Genomic DNA, 15586 nt, shown 5'->3' on the forward strand with positions numbered 1-15586 from the left:
ATGACCAATCTCACGGGAAAGAAGATCATTGTCGTCGGCGGCAGCTCCGGCATTGGTTTCGGCGTCGCGGCGGCTGCACTGGAGAACGGCGCGGAAGTCGTGATCGTCGGCCGTTCGGCCGACAAGCTGAAGGCCGCCGAGAAGAGGCTGGGCGGGGCAGGGCGCGTGACCGGCATCTCCGCGAACATGGCTAGCGAGACGGACGTTGCCCGCCTGTTCGAGCAAGCCGGCGCCTTCGATCATCTGGTGGCGACGGCCGGCACGCCGCCGCCCAATTATCCGGTCGGCGAGGCCGACATGGATTTCGTGCGCCAATTCGTCGACGGCAAGCTGATCGGCGCGGTTATGCTTGCCAAGCACGCCGCGCGCAAATTGAACGAGGGCGGCTCGATGATCTTCACCTCCGGCATCAACAAGGACCGCCCGCCGGTCCCTGGCGGCTCGGTGGTCGCGGCGGTCGCCGGCTCCTTCACCTACTTCGCCCGTGCACTGGCGCTGGAGCTTGCGCCGACCCGGGTCAACATCGTCTCGCCCGGCTGGGTGGACACCGAGATGTGGGACGAGATCGTCGGCGCGGCCAAGACCGGTTATTTCGGTGAGATGGGCGCCCGCATCCCGGCGGGCAGAATCGCCACACCCGCCGACATCGCGCCAGCCTACCTCTATTTGATGCAGAACGAATTCATGACCGGCGAGACGGTTCATATCGATGGCGGACAAAGGCTGGTTTAGCGGGCAGGGCCGGACCTCGGTTTGAGGACCCGGCCTTTACCTTTTTGCTGTCCACAAGGCCGTTTGCCGGACTTTGCTAAGCATGGCGCTTCCGGCGGAACGCTAATATACAAGACGCTTGAATGAGCAGCACCTCCGCCTCGTCGAGGAATGCATGCGAAAGATCGTCGTCACAGCCATGTGCCTTGCCGCCGCGACAGGCGCCGACGCCCATGACTGGTACCAAAACAAGGTTGACCCGGTAACCAACTTCAAGTGTTGCGGCGGTACGGATTGCCGCCCCATACCGGAGTCCACGGTGCAGCCCAGGGCCGACGGCGGCTACCTTTACGTGCCCGATGGGTTCAACATTCCGCCGGACCGCGTGCAGGAATCGCCGGACGGCCGCTACCATATCTGCGAGAACCACTACGTCATAACCAACCAGCCCTATTTGCGCTGCTTCTTCGCACCGCGCCTCAAAGTCTCGCGGTTGCTCCCGCGCTGACCGCAGGCTCCTCAGCTTCGGTGCCGAAGCGCCGCGACGATCACCGCCATCGCCGGCGAGAGCTGTCGCCGGCTTGGGTAGTAGAGGTGATAGCCCGGGAAGGGCAGGCTCCAGTCGTCGAGCACGAGCCTCAGCCGGCCCTCGGCCACGTGCCGGCTGACGAGGTCCTCCGGGACATAGGCGATGCCGTAGCCGGCAAGCGCGGCGTCGACCATGGGAAGGGTCGTGTTGAAAGTGAGCTGGCCTTCCACCCGGACGCGGAGCTCGCGGCCCTTTTTCTCGAACTCCCAGGCATAGAGCCCGCCGAACGTCGCCTGCCGCAGGCAGATGCAGTCATGCGCGACCAGATCCTGCGGTGTCTTCGGTACGGGGCGGCGCGAAAAATAGTCCGGCGATGCCACGGCCACCAGCCGCCAGTCGGGGCCGATGCGCACCGCGATCATGTCCTTGTCGACGCTCTCGCCCAGCCGCACGCCGGCGTCGAAGCGTTCCTCGACGATGTTGCGCATGCCGTTGTCGCTGTAGAGCTCGACGCGCAGGTCGGGATAGTCGCGCAGCGCCGGCTGCAGCTTCGGCCAGACGATCATCCGCAGCGCGTGGTCCGACAGCGTGATGCGCACCGTGCCGGCGGGCCTGTCGCGGAAGGCCACCAGGCTCGAGAGGTCGGACTCTATGCCTTCGAACCGCGGCACGAGCGACTGGTAGAGCCGCTCGCCCGCTTCCGTCGGCGCCACGCTCCGCGTCGTGCGAGTCAAGAGCCGCACGCCGAGCCGCGCCTCCAATTGCTTGATGGTATGGCTGAGCGTCGATTGCGACGTCCCGAGCTCGGCCGCCGCTCTGGTGAAGCTGCGCTCCCTGGCCACCGTCAGGAACCACATCAGATCCTTCAGATCCTCGCGCTGCATGACGACGCTCCGTTTTGGCCGCCCGCTCGAGCCGCAGCGATCCATGCCTTCGGTCAATTCATATCAAGAATGGATAAGTCCATGCAGATTGCAACGGCTAATCCGGATAGTGCCGGTGATTTATATAGCCGCCAGCGAAATGACTGGAGGGCCCGACGGCGGGCCGCGGCACATGGATACGACCTACGACAGTCAACTGGTGAAAGCCCAGGAGGCGAAAAAACCAAGCGCCTGGGGAGCGGTGACATGCCTGTCGCTGCTCACCTTCGTGCTGGTGGCGTCGGAGTTCATGCCGGTCAGCCTGCTCACGCCCATCGCCAATGAGCTCGCCATCTCCGAAGGGCAGGCCGGTCAGGCGATCTCCGTCTCGGGCTTCTTCGCAGTCCTCACCAGCCTGTTCGGCAACGCGCTCTTGTCGCGGCTGGACCGGCGCACCGTCATCGTCCTCTACACGGCCATCCTCGTGGTCTCCGGCCTGGCGATCACCTTCGCGCCGAACTATCTCGTCTTCATGCTCGGCCGGGCCCTGATCGGCGTGTCGATCGGCGGCTTCTGGTCCTTGTCCACCGCCATCCTGGCCCGTATCGTGCCTGGCGCCGACCTGCCCAGGGCGATCGCCATGCTGCAAGGCGGGACGGCCTTCGCCTCGGTGATCGCGGCGCCGCTCGGCAGTTTTCTCGGCGGCCTGATCGGCTGGCGCGGCGCGTTCTTCATCGTCGTTCCGATCGGCCTTCTTGCGATCGTCTGGCAGCTTGCCGTCCTGCCGAAAATGCCCGCCGGCGAACAGGCCTCGGTCGGCAAGATGTATCGCCTGCTCGGCAATCGCATATTCGCCATCGGCATGGCCGCCACCACGCTCGCCTTCATGGGGCAGTTCGCGCTTTCCACCTATCTGCGCCCCTTCCTCGAAAACATCACCGGCCTTGAAGTGAACGCGCTGTCGATGGTGCTTCTCGGCCTCGGCCTCGCCGGCCTGGTGGGCACGTCGCTGGTCGGCTTCATCCTTCGCACCCATCTCGCAGCCGTGCTGATCGGCCTGCCGACGGCTCTGGCGATCATCGCGCTTTCGCTGATCGCGCTTGGTCCGTCGGCAATCGCGACGGCGTCCCTGCTGATCGCCTGGGGCCTGTTCACGACGCCGGTCCCGGTCGCCTGGAACACCTGGATGACCCGGGTGATCCCCGACGATCTCGAAGCGGGCGGAGGGCTGCAGGTCGCGCTTATCCAGTTCGCCATCACCTTCGGCGCGTTCGCGGGTGGACTGCTGTTCGACAGCACCGGCTGGTGGAGCCCCTTCGCGCTCGGCGCAGTGCTGCTTTTCGGCTCGGCTCTGTTCGCCGTGGCGGCAACGACACCCGGGGGTCGCCATTGACGAAGCGACGACCGATCAGCCGCCGAACGCTGCTGTGCGCCGCGCTCGCAACCGTGGTCCCGGTGAGAGCGGCCAACAGCCAACAGGGTAGGGACCCGGCCAACCAGGAGCCGACCGATATGCGGATCAGGATGACCTTCGACGGTCGTATCATGACGGCCACGCTGTATGACAACCCGTCTGCGCGGGATTTCTTTTCCATGCTGCCGCTCCATCTCACCGTCAGCGACTACGCCCACAATGAAAAGATCGCCTACCTGCCGCGCAAGCTGACCGAGGAGGGCAGCGGTCCGTTCGGCAACGAACAGCCCTACGACCTCTGCTACTTCATGCCGTGGGGCAATCTGGCGATGTTCTACGCCGATTACCGCCATCCCGGGCTGATCAGGCTCGGCCGCTTCGACGAGGGTGAACAGGCGTTGCACGTGCGCGGCGAGTTCCCGCTTCACATAGAACGCATCTGAGGACGCAAAGGAAATCATCATGGACATTCTTCGCGCAGGCAGCAGGCCTTCCGGCAAAGGTCCGGCAAGCTGGTTCACCGGCACGGTGCGGATCGATCCGCTCTTCAATCCTTTCGACGCCGAGCGTGTGCAGGGCGCGCAGGTCACCTTCGAGCCCGGCGCCCGCACCGCCTGGCACACGCACCCGCTGGGCCAGACGCTGATCGTTGTCTCCGGGCTCGGCCGCGTGCAGCGCGAGGGCGGGCCGGTCGAGGAGATCCGGCCCGGCGACGTCGTCTGGTTCGCGCCCGGCGAGAAGCACTGGCATGGCGCGTCGCCCGAAACCGCCATGACCCACATTGCCGTCCAGGAGGCCAAGGACGGCAAGACCGTGGACTGGCTGGAACATGTCAGTGACGCCGACTACGGCACCTGACCCGATCGACGAAAGGAAAGCAAAAATGCTCGCAACCGTTCTTCACAAGCCCGGCGACATCCGCTGCGAGGAAGTCGCCGACCCGAAAATCCTGCGACCGACGGACGCCATCATCAAGCTGTCGGCAAGCTGCATCTGCGGCTCGGACCTGTGGCCTTATCGCGGATTGCAGCCGGTCGACGACCCGCAGCATATGGGCCATGAGTATTGCGGCATCGTCGTCGAGGTTGGCGCGGAGGTGCGCACGGTTCGTCCCGGACAGTTCGTCGTCGGCTCCTTCTGCCTCTCCGACAACACCTGCCCGCATTGCCGCTTCGGCTTCCAGTCGTCCTGCGAGCAGCGCGAGTTCATGAGCGGCGCCCAGGCGCCTTACGCCCGCGTGCCGCTGGCCGACGGCACGCTGGTGGCGACTTCCGAGGTTCCGCCGGCTGAGCTCATCCCTGACTTGCTGGCCGTGTCGGACGTGCTCGGCACAGGCTGGTACGCGGCTGATGCGGCGGAGGTCCGCGAAGGCTCGACGGTCGTGGTCGTCGGCGACGGCGCCGTCGGCCTGATGGGCGTGCTCGCGGCCAGGGAGATGGGCGCCGGGCGCATCATCGCCATGAGCCGCCATGCGAGCCGCCAGAAGCTCGCACGCGAATTCGGCGCCACCGATATCGTGGCCGAGCGCGGCGAGGAGGGCATTGCGCGCATCAAGGAACTGACCAAGGGGATCGGCGCGGACTCGGTGCTGGAATGCGTCGGCACCGGAGAATCCTTCGACCAGGCGCTGGCCTGCTCGCGGCCCGGCGGCACGATCGGCTATGTCGGCGTGCCGCATGGCGTGAGCTTCGACGGCCAGAAACTGTTCTTCGGCCAGAAGCGCATGCTGGGCGGCCCGGCGCCGGTGCGCCGCTTCCTGCCCGACCTGATGGAGCGCGTGCTGCAAGGCCGCATCAAGCCCGGCAAGGTCTTCGACCTGAAGCTGCCACTTGCGGAAGTGGCGGAAGGCTACCGCGCCATGGACGAGCGTCGCGCGATCAAGGTCATGCTTGAGGTTTAGGCGCGCCCTCGCGGTGTCTCAGCGTTCGGGAACCACCGCCCACAGCTTCTTCGCGAAGCCGCGCTTGTCGAGCGCCCATGTCGAGCCCGTCACCACCGCCTTGCCGTTCCGGCATTTATACGCATAGACGGCGTCGTGGCCGGTCGCGAAGGCCGGCACGACGTCTTCGTTCGGACTGGTCTTGCAGAATTCGTCGGCGCCCGGATTGTCGCGCTGGGCGTTCATCTTGGCGCAGGGCAGGTTGGCCCCGACGAAACAGGCCAGCAGCTTGCCGTTCATGCAGCGGTAGCTGGCCTGTGTCTGCAACTCGGACTCCTGCAGCGTGCCGTTGGCGTCCGGAAACAGCTTCTTGAACGCCTTGACGGTGCCATCGTAGAGCTCATGTGAATAGGGGCGGACCGTGTCGTCGTTCTTCACTTGGCGGCAGAGCTTGTGGAGGTCCTGCGCAGGCGCGGCCTTAGCCGTCGCAGGCGCGGCCACGGCGCCTGCGGCGGCGACAAGGAACATGAGCAGCGCCGGCACAAGAAAGCGGGTTGTCGAAAGGCGAAATGCGGTCATGGAGACCTCCTTGCGCTGACGGCAGCAAAACCCTCGGAAAACCGTTAGACCCGATACGGGGACGCAGGAAGCGGCAAGGATGGCACAACTCACCGACAAACAGGAGCCTCTCACCTTCCGCTTCGCCGATGACGGGCTGGTGCCCAATCATCCGCGCTGGCCGATGCTCGTCTATCCCGGCGCGGTGATATTGCCGGACGATGTCGACCCGGCTGCCGTCTTCGAGGATATTTTCGGCTCGAATGGCTGGGGCGACAGCTGGCGCAACGGCATCTACGGCTTCGTCCACTACCACTCGCGCATCCACGAGGTGCTGGGGATCGCGCGCGGCGCCGCCGAGATCCGCTTCGGCGGCGACAAGGGCAAGGTGCTCGAGGTCAAGGCGGGCGACGTGGCGGTGCTGCCGGCCGGCACGGGTCACCAACGCCTGTCCGCCTCGGCCGACCTTCTGGTGGTCGGCGCCTATCCGCCTTTCGGCACATATGATCTGTGCCGGAGCGCCGAGCAGCACGCGGAGGCGCTGCGCACTATCCCGCAGGTCCCCCGCCCCGACAAGGATCCGGTCCACGGCGGCGACGGGCCGCTGCTGAAAGCATGGAGCGAAGGCTGAAATGGCAAGGATCGTCGCCATCGAGCATTTGACGCTGGACGGCGTCTTCCAGGCGCCGGCGCGTGCCGACGAAGACACGCGCAACGATTTTGCGCATGACGGCTGGGGCAGTCCGGGCAGCGGCCCGTCGCTTACGGATAATGTGTCTTCTTCGGCGCGTACGTTGCCGGATCGAAATCCAGTTCCTTCGGCAGCGGCTGGCTTGAGCACTGGAGGTGCATCTGTCGGGCAAACAGCCGTCGCTGCTGCTGCTCATGCTCCTTGACCGCAGCCACCATGCCCATGCTGTAAGGCCCAAGCAGCACGCCCATGCCCCAGCCGGGATGGTCCTTCTCGCGCTGCGCATAGTCCGCGGCGGCGGCGCGGGCCTGCTGGCATTGCGGCGATGCCCATTTCGGGTCCTGCTGCGACAGCGACGCGCCATAGTCGACTGGCGAGGACGCGCATCCAACCAGTGCCGCGCAGAGCGCGATGACCACCGCAATTCTCATGCTTGAGTCTCTGCTAATTTAAGGCGGAGAGAGCACGGAACGTGTCTTCGCACAAGCGAGATGGCGACGAAAAGCCAGGGTCAGGCGACCGCCGTGACCGTCGTTACCTGAAAAATTCTCCGACGCCTCGTTCCGTTTCCACTTGCCATTTCGTCCTTGGTTCGTCCGCAACGAAAAAGGAGAGCCGCAATGGCTGGAATGGTCGTCATCTACAAACAGCCGGCTGACCCGGAAGCGTTCGACAGACACTATTTCGGAACGCACATACCACTGGCCAAGAAGATCCCGGGCCTCAGGAAATATGAGGTCAGCCAGGGGCCGATCACCACGGTGGCCGGTCCGTCCGATGTTTATCTCATCGGGACCCTGCATTTCGACGATCTCGACACCATGAAAAAGGGGATGGCGAGCCCGGAGGGAAAAGCGGCCGGGGCCGATCGCCGGCTTTACGCACCTGACGAGTCAGGCGTTCAGATGTTCCTTTTTGACAGCAGGGAAGTTTAAATCGCGTTGCTATAGCCAATGCGCCCGCCCTGTCCTGCCACCGGCAACCTGGGCATGTCGGTCAGGCCAGCTCTATTTTGGCGACGACACCGGCGGCAGCGCTTAAGACGTATGCCAGTCGACAGCACCCTGATCATGATTGAACGCCGGCCGGCTAATGCATCGTTGCTGGCGCGCCCCCGCAGATTGGCGTTTGCCAATCCTGCGTGTTCACGCGGACTTTTCCCGATCGATCTCGGTGCGTTTTTGCTCCGCCGCGGCGATCGCGTTTGCCATCACCGCATCCAGATCGGCCATCGCTTCCAGGTGGCCGTGATCGACGATCGACTTGCGCAGCATGCGCATGGCCAAAAGCGCCTCGTCCAGTGCCTGTTCGACATTGATAACCATGGCCGCTTCAGCTTTTGCGCCGGCTGCGTTTCGTTGACGCCGGATTGTCGGCGGCCGGTCCTTCAGGTCGGTTGTCCGCCGCCTTGCGCGCCAGCGCCTCGGCTGCCAGCGGGTCTGGTTGGCCCGCCGGTATCGTCACCGCGCCGGGCATCGCGGCGCCCGGCTGCTCACCGAAGCCGTTGTCCTCGCGCTCGATCTCTTCGCGGGCTTGATGCCAGTGTTCTTCGTGCTGGCCATGCGCTTCGCCGCTGCGCTGCCAGATCTCATAGGCGCGTCGCTTGATGCGTTCGTATTTATCGCTCGCCATTGTCTGCTCCTCGGTCATTGACTTCAAACGTGCGCTGGCCGCAATCGATCCATGAAGGAGGCTGGAGAAGATAAGTTGGGTTCAGAATTTCCGGCTGAGATAGGCCGACCCGGCAAGTCCGAACCGCCAATCGAATTCCACCGCCTTGGTGAGGCCGATCCGGCGGCCGCTGACGATGGCGGCCGAGTCGGTCTGCGATCGCGCAAACTCGAAGGGCGGCGCGGTCAGCGGCAGCCGATTGTGCGAGCCGTCGATGCCCAGCGCCTGGCAGAGCTTGCCGGGGCCCGAACAGAGCAGCCGCTCGTCATCCATTCCGCGCCGTTCACGCATCGCGGCCATGCCAGAGAGCGGTTGGAGCGCCCGGATCAGCACGGCGCTACCAGGCAGGCACACCGCGTTCAGGCACCAATGCAGGCCGTAGGAGCGGTAGACGTAGGCAGTGCCGGGTGCGCCAAACATCGGCGCATTGCGCGGTGTCTCGCCGCGATAGGCATGCGAGGCGGGATCGTCGGGCCGGTACGCCTCGGTCTCGACGATGATGCCGCCGACACCGGCTAGCTCAAGCCTGGCGCCGATCAGCGCGCGCGCCACCACGAGCGCGTCGCGGGCGAAGAAGTCGCGATCAGGCGGCATAGGGGCGGGTGCTGGTCAGATAGGCCATGATCATCCTGTGGCATTGGCCGATCGCCCGCTCGCCCCGAACACTGACCGGATGCCGCTCGATGGCGCGATGGACGACGTTTTCCAGGAGCGTCTCGATGAGCGCGGCTGCCTCGCCGAGATCAAGGTCGGGCGCGATCTCCTGCCGGTGCCGCGCCAACTCGCCCTTGACGGTCGCCGCGATCCGGTCGCCGACCTCGCGGACCTTTTCCGCGCGATAGCGCGGCGCCAGCTCGTTCAGCGCCCGGTGCAGCTTCGGGTCGTGCGGATGCGCGACCAGCGCCACCTCGATCAGGGCATCGATCGTTTCCTCGAGCGTGTCATGCACGGGTGTCACCACCGCTTCGACAAAGGCGGCCTCGAACTTGTCGGCATAGTGGTCGACCACGGCGGCCGCCAGCGCCTGCTTGTTTGGAAAATACTGGTAGAGCGAGCCGACGCTGACGCCGGCGCGTTCGGCAACCCTGGCGGTGGTCAAGGCCTCGAAGCCCACATCGGTCAAAAGCTGAGCCGCCGCCTGGACTATCGCTTCCAAAGTGGCTCGCGCGCGCTGCTGTCGAGGAAATTTGCGTTGGATTACATCCACTTAGCCGGCCGTGCTGAATCAAATCCAAAAGCGAATACAAAACCTGACGAAATCGTCACATATTCGCTGGCGCATTGCAAGCAAGTCGCCGCCCGTCGGCCGCTTCGGTGTCAGCCAGCTCGGAGAAAAGGATCATGCTCTATATCAGCGTTCTCGATATTCACGCCTTCGGCATGATGTCTGCCGCGGTGCTGTTCCTGGCGGTTGAACTCCTGCTGTTCGCCAGTGGCGGGGAGGGCGTGAAAATGGCGCGCTATACGCTCAGCGCCAGCCGCGTCGGCAACCTGCTTGCAATGGTCGGCATGCTTGCCGGCATCGCGTTGGTCTATCTCGGCAGCTGGCCGCTCACAACGCCATGGCTGCTGCTGTCCTTCGCCCTGATTGCCGCCATGATGATTGTCAGCCGGCGCTTCGTGCAGCCGTGGCAAGCGAAGTTCCAGGCGGCGGTGGCGGGTGTGTCAACCCCCGATCTCGCCGCGCTGGCCGGTGACGGCAGGGCGCGTGTTGGCCGCGTCGCCGTGATTGCCTTGTTCGTGCTCGTGGCGGCGGTGATGATGCTGAAACCGGACCTGGCGCCGATGGGCTAGCGGCATCACGACACCGGCCATTTGTGCGCAAGCACCTGTCGATGTCGTGGCCCTTCGCGGCACTGATCGTCAGCCGCCTTTGCTCGCAAAGTCGTCATCGGGGCCAACGATCTTCCCGGCGGCTATAAGCGCACGGACGGACTCGTGGATCGCCTCGAAGCTCGTATAGCGGGGCTGGTAGCCGAGACGCTGGCGGCTTTTCTCGATCGAGTGGCAGGAGCTTCGGATGACGTGCCCTCGCGAGCCCACGGCATCGTCGCCTTCCAGGTCGAGGATCCATTCGTCGAAGGGTTTGAACGCGATGCGCGGCTCCTTGCCGAACCAGCGATAGACGGTTTCGGCGTAGCCCCTGAGCGTGACGGCCTGCTCGGAAACCGTGTTGAATGCCTCGCCGATCGATGCCGCCCGGTTTTCGATCGCGCGGATGATCCATTGGGCGACGTCGTCGGCGTGAACATGGTGCACCGTCTCCAGTCCGAGGTTCGGCAGGACCAGCTCATCACCACGCGCGATCAGGGAAAAAACGGCCGGATTGGCGTTGCCGATCGGGTTGATCGGATTCCATCCCTCGCCGACGATATGGCCCGGCCGAAAGCAGGTCGCGGGAAAGCCGGTCAGTCGTGCCTGCCGCAGCAGCCAGGCCTCGATCGCTGCCTTGTTCGCCCCGTAGGTGTCGATGGGATTCGGCGGGTCCGCCTCAATCGACGGAACCGCGAAGAAACGGCCATAGACCCAGATCGAGCTGCAGAACAGATAATGCTCGATCTTGCCGCGCAGCGCCTCGACCAATTGTTGGGCGCTGGGCAGATCGAACGATATCATGTCGATAACGATCTCCGGACGCAGCTCCGCGATCATCGTGCCGAACCGCCCCGCCTTCTCTTCGGCGACGCGGTCGATGACGATGTTCTCGATAGCTTGCCAGGCAAAATGCGGACGATAGGGCACCGCGGTGCCGCGGCTTACATTCACGACCTCATGTCGGAGTTCGACGAGCCGCGGCACAAGATAGCTTCCGACGTGGCCGCTGCCTCCGATGACGACGATGCGCGACATGTGTTGCTCCTGCTGGCATGATTTCAGGGATTTGGCTCCGCCGGGATGTAGCTAAGGCTTGTCGGGGCGGAAGCCAGCCGCTCATCCCAGCAAATTGCGCGCCGTACGCATGAAAATGCGCGAACCGATCGGGATCAGGTCGTCCGGAAAATCGTAGTCGGGATTGTGCAGCGAGGGGGTGCGCTCGCCGGCGCCGAGGAAGAACATCGCCGACTTGGCATTGTGGCCGAAGATGCCAAAATCCTCCGAGGCGCGCATCGGCAGCGTTTCTTCGCTGCGTAAAACGCCTTCCTCGTCGAGCGCACGGTTGAGGTGCTCGACCGCGTCCGGCGCATTGACGCTGGCGACGAAGATTTCGTGATAGTCGAAGCGCACGGCAAGACCGTGCCTGGCGGCGATTTTTGCCGCAAGCGCTTCCGCGGCGGCGACCTGCTCGGCCATGCGCTCGTCGCGGCGGGTGCGCAGCGTCGCCCACACTTCGGCATAGCCGGGCGCGATGCCGAACACGGCTTCGCCCATCGCGCAATGGGTCACGGTCACCATGCCGAAATCCTCATCGTTGAAGGTTCCGCGCCCAAGCGCTGGGAGCGCCGGCATCAGCTCGCTCATCGCCGGCATCGGCGAGGTGCCGGTTTCGGGCATCGAGGAATGCGCCGTCTTGCCTTCGAGCACGATGCGCATGCCGCGCGAGGCGCAGTTGACGGTGCCGGCCTTGAGCCGCACCTCGCCGAACGGCACGCCCGGCAGGTTGTGCAGCGAAAACGCGAAATCAGGCTGGATCTCGCCAAAGCGCGGATCGGCGACGACGCCGGCCGCGCCGTTGCCGGTCTCCTCGGCCGGCTGGAACATCAGCACGACGCGGCCGCGTGCCGGCCGTTCGCGCCCGAACTGGCGGCCGAGCGCCGCCAGGATCGCGGTGTGCCCGTCATGACCGCACATATGCGACTTGCCCGGCACCTGCGAGGCATGCGCCACGCCCGAAAGCTCCTCGATCGGCAGTGCGTCGAGCTCCGAGCGGAACAGCACCGTCGGTCCGGCCTGACCGCTGTCATAAACTGCTGCCACGCCGTGGCCGCCGAGCCCCGTCAGCACCTTGTCCGGTCCCGTGTCGGCGAGGAAGGCGACGACCTCGCTCGCTGTCTTCTCCTCCTCATTCGAGATTTCCGGCTGGCGGTGCAGCTTACGCCGCCATTCGGTCAGCTCGACGACGTCTCGATTGGTAAGGGTCATGGGTTGGGGCTCCGATTGGCTTGCCGGTCACACAAACACGATAGGGTTTTCTCACGCCGTGCCATGGCGGTCTATTCGGATGGTCCATCGGCAACCGCGAAATCAATGCCGCTATCTCCCACCTTCACCTGCGGCAGGTCGCGGCTGATCGGGCGGAAGCCGACGCCGTAATACATGTTCCGGGCGGCCGGATCCGCCGGCGCGCCGCGGCAGGCGACCAGCATGCGCGTGGCGCCGGCCGCCCTGGCGAGCTGCATGCCGTGCAATTGCAAGGCGGTGCCCAGGCCGCGCCGGCGAAAATCGCGATGCGTGCCGACGGGCTCGAATTCGGCGGTCCGCGTCGCCTCGTCCAGCCAGATGATCGCGGTGGCGGCCAGCGTGCCGTCGGGCGCGGCGACGAGCACATGCAGGTCGCCTCGGTACGGCCAGGTCCGCCGCACGCGCTCGAACGTCGCCTCGTTGAAGCGCGACGCATGCCAGGCCTGGCGATGCGCCTCTACCGCGTCGGCTGCCGAAACGTCGTTGGCGTTCAGGAACCGAAACCCTTCGGGCAGCGCCGGATCGGGCAGGTCAGTCAATTCCCGTGTGTTGAACTGCACCCAGGGGCCGTCATCCGCGCCGGCTTCCGCATCGAAGGCGTAACCATGCGCGGCGACAATACGCTGCGCCTCGATGTCGGCGGATTGCACCGTCAGCAGCCGGTCGACGCTGCCGGCGACGTCGTCGTACCAGTCGAGGATTTCGCCAAGCATCGCAGCGCGGTCCGGATGCGTCTGCCAGGTCAGGTTGGCGGTCTCGACCTCGAGCACGGTGCCGTCGCCGCGCGGCACCCGATGAGGCAGGCAGGCCCACCCCCACGCTGCCAGCCGCCCATCGGCGAACCACATGCGGTGGTGCCAGAACGGGCAGAGCGCGTCGAAATCCTTGGCCCAGACCCAGGCCAGCTCGCCGACGGTCGCATCGCCGTTGAGCAGTTCCGGCCGCAGCGCCGTCACGCCCTGCGCGAGGCCTTGCATCAGCCTGAGATCGGTCGGGCCAAGAGTTTTCATCTCGACATCTTTTGCGAGAGCGCTCGTCCTGTCCACTCGGAACGCCGCCTGTTTTCTCCCAGCTCCTGGCGCCGGGCGACCTTGATCGAAAAATGCGACGTAAACCGCTGAAATCCTTAACACGATTTTCATTCCGCTCGCCTAACCACTAGAACCATGGCGAAGCATGACGAGCGGCTGATGGCAGGTCTCTCCTCCGAGGGGCGCAGCGAAGCCGTTGAAGCAGGCATCCTGCGCGATCAGCTCGCCGACCTGGCCAAGGGCGTCTCCATCTCGATGCCCGTCGGCACGGTGCTCTCGGCCCTGATCCTGACGGTTCAGCTCTTGTCGGGCGGCGGCTTTGCCGCGGTGTTGTGGTTTATTGCGATCGCCTTGATCAATGGCGCGCGGCTGGTGCTTGCCGTCGCCCAATCGGACGCGGCCGACGACAGGCCGGAGGCGGTGGGCGCCCGGCTTTCCCTCTATGGCTTGCTGGCGCTTGCCTCGGGCGTCGCCTGGTCGTTCCTGGCGCTGCTGAGCGACGGATACACCACGGCCCAGGCGCCGCTCTATCTGATTGTGCTTGCCGGTGCCTCGGCCGGTTCGGTCACCTATGGAACCTCCTACGCGCCGGCTTCGATCAACTTCATCGTGCTGCCGCTTCTCACCGCCGCCGGCTGCGTGTTCGCGAAAGGCGGCGTCGAAAATGCCGTGCTCGCCTTCACGATCCTGCTTTTCCTCGGCGGCATGATCCGAAGCGCGCTGCTCGGACAATCCCGTTTCCGCGAGACGAGCCGTCTCAAATACGAGGCGCGCGAATTCGCCGCCGAGATGGAGCGCAACTCAAGGCGCGACCCGCTGACGAACTTGCTCAACCGCTATGGCCTGGAGCAGGCGATCGCCAAGCTCGGCCATTCCGACGGCCCGTTCGTGGCCATGCTGATCGATCTCGACGGCTTCAAATCCGTCAACGACACCTATGGCCACAACATCGGCGACGACCTCCTAGTCAAGGTGGCGCGCCGGATCGAGGGCCACGCCCCGCAAGGTGCCACGATCGCGCGCATCGGCGGCGACGAGTTCGTGCTGCTTTTCTCGACCGGCAGATGTCCGCAGCAGGCCGGAGAGCTTGCATCGGCCATCATCGCGGCCATCGCCAATCCGGATCCGGAGCTGAATTCGGTGCGGGTCGGCGCCTCGATAGGCATCTATCAGGCGGAAAAGCCGCGCCTGACGGAAATGCTGCTCAAGGCCGACTTCGCACTCTATGCGGCCAAGCGCGGCGGCAGGAACGAATACTGCCTCTTCGACGCGGGGCTCGACGCGGCGCTGGAACGCAAGAACCGCATCGAGCGCGACCTGCGCGGCGCGATCGAAGCAGGCCGGCTCTGTTCCTGGTTCCAGCCGCTGGTGCGGCTCGACACCAGCGCGGTCGTCGGCTTCGAGGCGCTGCTGCGCTGGCATCACGATGTCCATGGCGCCATCTCGCCGCCCGAGATCGTCACCGCCGCGCGCGAAACCGGCCTGCTTTCGCTTTTGACCGAGACGGTGTTCCTCAACTGCTGCGCCATGATCGCAGAGCTGGTCAAACAGGGGCGCCGCGACGTCCGCGTCGCGATGAACCTTTCACCGCGCGAGCTGGAGGCCGGCAATGTCGACGACATGATCCTTACAGGCCTGCGCAAGAGCAATGTGCCAGCCGCGATGCTCGAGATCGAGATCACCGAGGAGGCGCCGGTCGACCGCGATCGGGTCGACGAAAAGGTCGGGCGCCTGGCGGATGCCGGCATATCGATCGTGCTCGACGATTTCGGCACCGGCTTCTCGACCCTGGTGTCGTTGAAGGACAGCCGCATCCGCAAGATCAAGATCGACAAGGATTTCGTGCACGACCTGGCGAAATCCGTGGAGGACCAGGCGCTCGTCGAGGCGGTCATCGGCCTTGGCCGCACGCTGGGCATCGAGGTGATGGCCGAGGGCGTCGAGACCGACGCCGACCGCATGATCCTGCGCTCGCTGGGCTGCATGATCGCGCAGGGCTATCTGTTTTCGGCGGCGCTGCCGATGCGCGACGCGCTGGCCTTCGACGCGGCCCGCAAGTCTGCCGCCGAAGCTCATTTTGAGCCGCTGCGCAATCCCCGGAGCGGCAACGCCGCCTGATC

20 protein-coding genes are annotated in these 15586 nt (G+C 65.1%); 10 read left to right on the forward strand and 10 right to left on the reverse strand.

The annotated features are described in order from the left end of the window. Both RFM52_RS08945 and RFM52_RS08950 read left to right on the forward strand, forming a co-directional pair. A complete protein-coding gene (locus RFM52_RS08945; protein ID WP_320296142.1) occupies window positions 1-732 on the forward strand; it encodes an SDR family oxidoreductase in 732 nt (243 codons plus the stop codon). A 154-nt stretch (window positions 733-886) separates the two neighbouring features. Further along, entirely contained in the window at window positions 887-1219 is a 333-nt protein-coding gene (locus RFM52_RS08950) for a hypothetical protein (protein WP_320296141.1), read from the forward strand. An 11-nt stretch (window positions 1220-1230) separates the two neighbouring features. Here RFM52_RS08950 and RFM52_RS08955 read toward each other — a convergent pair whose 3' ends face one another. Then, the gene (locus tag RFM52_RS08955; protein WP_320296140.1) at window positions 1231-2124 is read right to left on the reverse strand and encodes a LysR family transcriptional regulator; all 894 of its coding nucleotides are present in this window, start codon (window positions 2122-2124) and stop codon (window positions 1231-1233) included. A 172-nt stretch (window positions 2125-2296) separates the two neighbouring features. Between RFM52_RS08955 and RFM52_RS08960 the strand changes: the two genes are divergently transcribed. The 4 genes from RFM52_RS08960 to RFM52_RS08975 are packed head-to-tail and all read left to right on the forward strand — an operon-like array spanning window position 2297 to window position 5417. Continuing rightward, complete coding sequence (locus tag RFM52_RS08960) at window positions 2297-3496, forward strand: MFS transporter (RefSeq protein WP_320296139.1); 1200 nt, start codon at window positions 2297-2299, stop codon at window positions 3494-3496. Continuing rightward, a complete protein-coding gene (locus RFM52_RS08965) occupies window positions 3493-3960 on the forward strand; it encodes a cyclophilin-like fold protein (RefSeq protein ID WP_320296138.1) in 468 nt (155 codons plus the stop codon). The genes RFM52_RS08960 and RFM52_RS08965 overlap by 4 nt, the downstream gene beginning before the upstream one ends. Before the next feature lie 19 nt (window positions 3961-3979). After that, complete coding sequence (locus tag RFM52_RS08970; RefSeq protein ID WP_320296137.1) at window positions 3980-4375, forward strand: (R)-mandelonitrile lyase; 396 nt, start codon at window positions 3980-3982, stop codon at window positions 4373-4375. 25 nt (window positions 4376-4400) lie between these two features. Beyond that, complete coding sequence (locus tag RFM52_RS08975; protein ID WP_320296136.1) at window positions 4401-5417, forward strand: zinc-dependent alcohol dehydrogenase family protein; 1017 nt, start codon at window positions 4401-4403, stop codon at window positions 5415-5417. 18 nt (window positions 5418-5435) lie between these two features. Here RFM52_RS08975 and RFM52_RS08980 read toward each other — a convergent pair whose 3' ends face one another. Then, window positions 5436-5975 carry a hypothetical protein gene (locus RFM52_RS08980; protein ID WP_320296135.1) on the reverse strand — a complete coding sequence of 180 codons (540 nt, stop codon included), beginning with the start codon at window positions 5973-5975 and terminating at the stop codon, window positions 5436-5438. Between the two features lie 79 nt (window positions 5976-6054). Between RFM52_RS08980 and RFM52_RS08985 the strand changes: the two genes are divergently transcribed. Further along, window positions 6055-6585 (forward strand): cupin, encoded by a 531-nt coding sequence (locus RFM52_RS08985; protein ID WP_320296134.1) that lies wholly within the window; start codon window positions 6055-6057, stop codon window positions 6583-6585. A gap of 131 nt (window positions 6586-6716) precedes the next feature. On the opposite strand, the gene RFM52_RS08990 is transcribed toward RFM52_RS08985, so the two are convergent. Beyond that, window positions 6717-7076: a hypothetical protein gene (locus RFM52_RS08990; protein ID WP_320296133.1), complete on the reverse strand. Its 360-nt coding sequence runs from the start codon at window positions 7074-7076 to the stop codon at window positions 6717-6719. Between the two features lie 189 nt (window positions 7077-7265). Here RFM52_RS08990 and RFM52_RS08995 point away from each other — a divergent pair, with 189 nt between their 5' ends. Further along, window positions 7266-7580 carry an EthD family reductase gene (locus RFM52_RS08995; protein ID WP_320296132.1) on the forward strand — a complete coding sequence of 105 codons (315 nt, stop codon included), beginning with the start codon at window positions 7266-7268 and terminating at the stop codon, window positions 7578-7580. 210 nt (window positions 7581-7790) lie between these two features. On the opposite strand, the gene RFM52_RS09000 is transcribed toward RFM52_RS08995, so the two are convergent. From RFM52_RS09000 to RFM52_RS09015, 4 genes are all read right to left on the reverse strand, one after another. Next, complete coding sequence (locus tag RFM52_RS09000) at window positions 7791-7970, reverse strand: hypothetical protein (RefSeq protein ID WP_320327841.1); 180 nt, start codon at window positions 7968-7970, stop codon at window positions 7791-7793. A gap of 7 nt (window positions 7971-7977) precedes the next feature. After that, window positions 7978-8295, reverse strand: a complete 318-nt coding sequence (locus RFM52_RS09005; RefSeq protein ID WP_320296130.1) for a DUF2934 domain-containing protein — start codon at window positions 8293-8295, stop codon at window positions 7978-7980. Between the two features lie 63 nt (window positions 8296-8358). Beyond that, window positions 8359-8910 carry a DNA-3-methyladenine glycosylase gene (locus tag RFM52_RS09010; protein WP_320296129.1) on the reverse strand — a complete coding sequence of 184 codons (552 nt, stop codon included), beginning with the start codon at window positions 8908-8910 and terminating at the stop codon, window positions 8359-8361. Next, window positions 8900-9472: a TetR/AcrR family transcriptional regulator gene (locus RFM52_RS09015; RefSeq protein ID WP_320296128.1), complete on the reverse strand. Its 573-nt coding sequence runs from the start codon at window positions 9470-9472 to the stop codon at window positions 8900-8902. Before RFM52_RS09015 ends, RFM52_RS09010 begins: the two co-directional genes overlap by 11 nt. A 185-nt stretch (window positions 9473-9657) precedes the next feature. On the opposite strand from RFM52_RS09015, the gene RFM52_RS09020 reads away from it, so the two are divergent. Further along, entirely contained in the window at window positions 9658-10110 is a 453-nt protein-coding gene (locus tag RFM52_RS09020) for a hypothetical protein (RefSeq protein ID WP_320296127.1), read from the forward strand. A 69-nt stretch (window positions 10111-10179) separates the two neighbouring features. Here the strand turns inward: RFM52_RS09020 and RFM52_RS09025 are convergent, their stop codons facing one another. From RFM52_RS09025 to RFM52_RS09035, 3 genes are all read right to left on the reverse strand, one after another. Beyond that, window positions 10180-11166 carry an NAD-dependent epimerase/dehydratase family protein gene (locus tag RFM52_RS09025; RefSeq protein ID WP_320296126.1) on the reverse strand — a complete coding sequence of 329 codons (987 nt, stop codon included), beginning with the start codon at window positions 11164-11166 and terminating at the stop codon, window positions 10180-10182. A gap of 81 nt (window positions 11167-11247) precedes the next feature. Then, window positions 11248-12396, reverse strand: a complete 1149-nt coding sequence (locus RFM52_RS09030; RefSeq protein WP_320296125.1) for an amidohydrolase — start codon at window positions 12394-12396, stop codon at window positions 11248-11250. Between the two features lie 71 nt (window positions 12397-12467). Further along, on the reverse strand, window positions 12468-13445 hold the full coding sequence (locus RFM52_RS09035; protein WP_320296124.1) for a GNAT family N-acetyltransferase: 978 nt from the start codon (window positions 13443-13445) through the stop codon (window positions 12468-12470). A 180-nt stretch (window positions 13446-13625) separates the two neighbouring features. Here RFM52_RS09035 and RFM52_RS09040 point away from each other — a divergent pair, with 180 nt between their 5' ends. Next, the gene (locus RFM52_RS09040; RefSeq protein ID WP_320296123.1) at window positions 13626-15584 is read left to right on the forward strand and encodes a putative bifunctional diguanylate cyclase/phosphodiesterase; all 1959 of its coding nucleotides are present in this window, start codon (window positions 13626-13628) and stop codon (window positions 15582-15584) included. The last annotated feature ends 2 nt before the right edge of the window (window positions 15585-15586 follow it).

This window comes from Mesorhizobium humile (assembly GCF_033977215.1).
Classification (GTDB): domain Bacteria; phylum Pseudomonadota; class Alphaproteobacteria; order Rhizobiales; family Rhizobiaceae; genus Mesorhizobium; species Mesorhizobium humile.

Excerpts from the sequence above, each read along its gene's own strand:
- RFM52_RS08985 (WP_320296134.1), top strand. The coding sequence starts at position 6,055 with ATGGCACAACTCACCGACAAACAGGAGCCTCTCACCTTCCGCTTCGCC.
- RFM52_RS08990 (WP_320296133.1), bottom strand. The coding sequence starts at position 7,076 with ATGAGAATTGCGGTGGTCATCGCGCTCTGCGCGGCACTGGTTGGATGC.
- RFM52_RS08955 (WP_320296140.1), bottom strand. The coding sequence starts at position 2,124 with ATGCAGCGCGAGGATCTGAAGGATCTGATGTGGTTCCTGACGGTGGCC.
- RFM52_RS09040 (WP_320296123.1), top strand. The coding sequence starts at position 13,626 with ATGGCAGGTCTCTCCTCCGAGGGGCGCAGCGAAGCCGTTGAAGCAGGC.
- RFM52_RS09005 (WP_320296130.1), bottom strand. The coding sequence starts at position 8,295 with ATGACCGAGGAGCAGACAATGGCGAGCGATAAATACGAACGCATCAAG.
- RFM52_RS08980 (WP_320296135.1), bottom strand. The coding sequence starts at position 5,975 with ATGACCGCATTTCGCCTTTCGACAACCCGCTTTCTTGTGCCGGCGCTG.
- RFM52_RS09035 (WP_320296124.1), bottom strand. The coding sequence starts at position 13,445 with ATGAAAACTCTTGGCCCGACCGATCTCAGGCTGATGCAAGGCCTCGCG.
- RFM52_RS08970 (WP_320296137.1), top strand. The coding sequence starts at position 3,980 with ATGGACATTCTTCGCGCAGGCAGCAGGCCTTCCGGCAAAGGTCCGGCA.
- RFM52_RS09010 (WP_320296129.1), bottom strand. The coding sequence starts at position 8,910 with ATGCCGCCTGATCGCGACTTCTTCGCCCGCGACGCGCTCGTGGTGGCG.
- RFM52_RS08975 (WP_320296136.1), top strand. The coding sequence starts at position 4,401 with ATGCTCGCAACCGTTCTTCACAAGCCCGGCGACATCCGCTGCGAGGAA.
- RFM52_RS09000 (WP_320327841.1), bottom strand. The coding sequence starts at position 7,970 with ATGGTTATCAATGTCGAACAGGCACTGGACGAGGCGCTTTTGGCCATG.
- RFM52_RS09030 (WP_320296125.1), bottom strand. The coding sequence starts at position 12,396 with ATGACCCTTACCAATCGAGACGTCGTCGAGCTGACCGAATGGCGGCGT.
- RFM52_RS08945 (WP_320296142.1), top strand. The coding sequence starts at position 1 with ATGACCAATCTCACGGGAAAGAAGATCATTGTCGTCGGCGGCAGCTCC.
- RFM52_RS08995 (WP_320296132.1), top strand. The coding sequence starts at position 7,266 with ATGGCTGGAATGGTCGTCATCTACAAACAGCCGGCTGACCCGGAAGCG.
- RFM52_RS08960 (WP_320296139.1), top strand. The coding sequence starts at position 2,297 with ATGGATACGACCTACGACAGTCAACTGGTGAAAGCCCAGGAGGCGAAA.
- RFM52_RS08950 (WP_320296141.1), top strand. The coding sequence starts at position 887 with ATGCGAAAGATCGTCGTCACAGCCATGTGCCTTGCCGCCGCGACAGGC.
- RFM52_RS09020 (WP_320296127.1), top strand. The coding sequence starts at position 9,658 with ATGCTCTATATCAGCGTTCTCGATATTCACGCCTTCGGCATGATGTCT.
- RFM52_RS09025 (WP_320296126.1), bottom strand. The coding sequence starts at position 11,166 with ATGTCGCGCATCGTCGTCATCGGAGGCAGCGGCCACGTCGGAAGCTAT.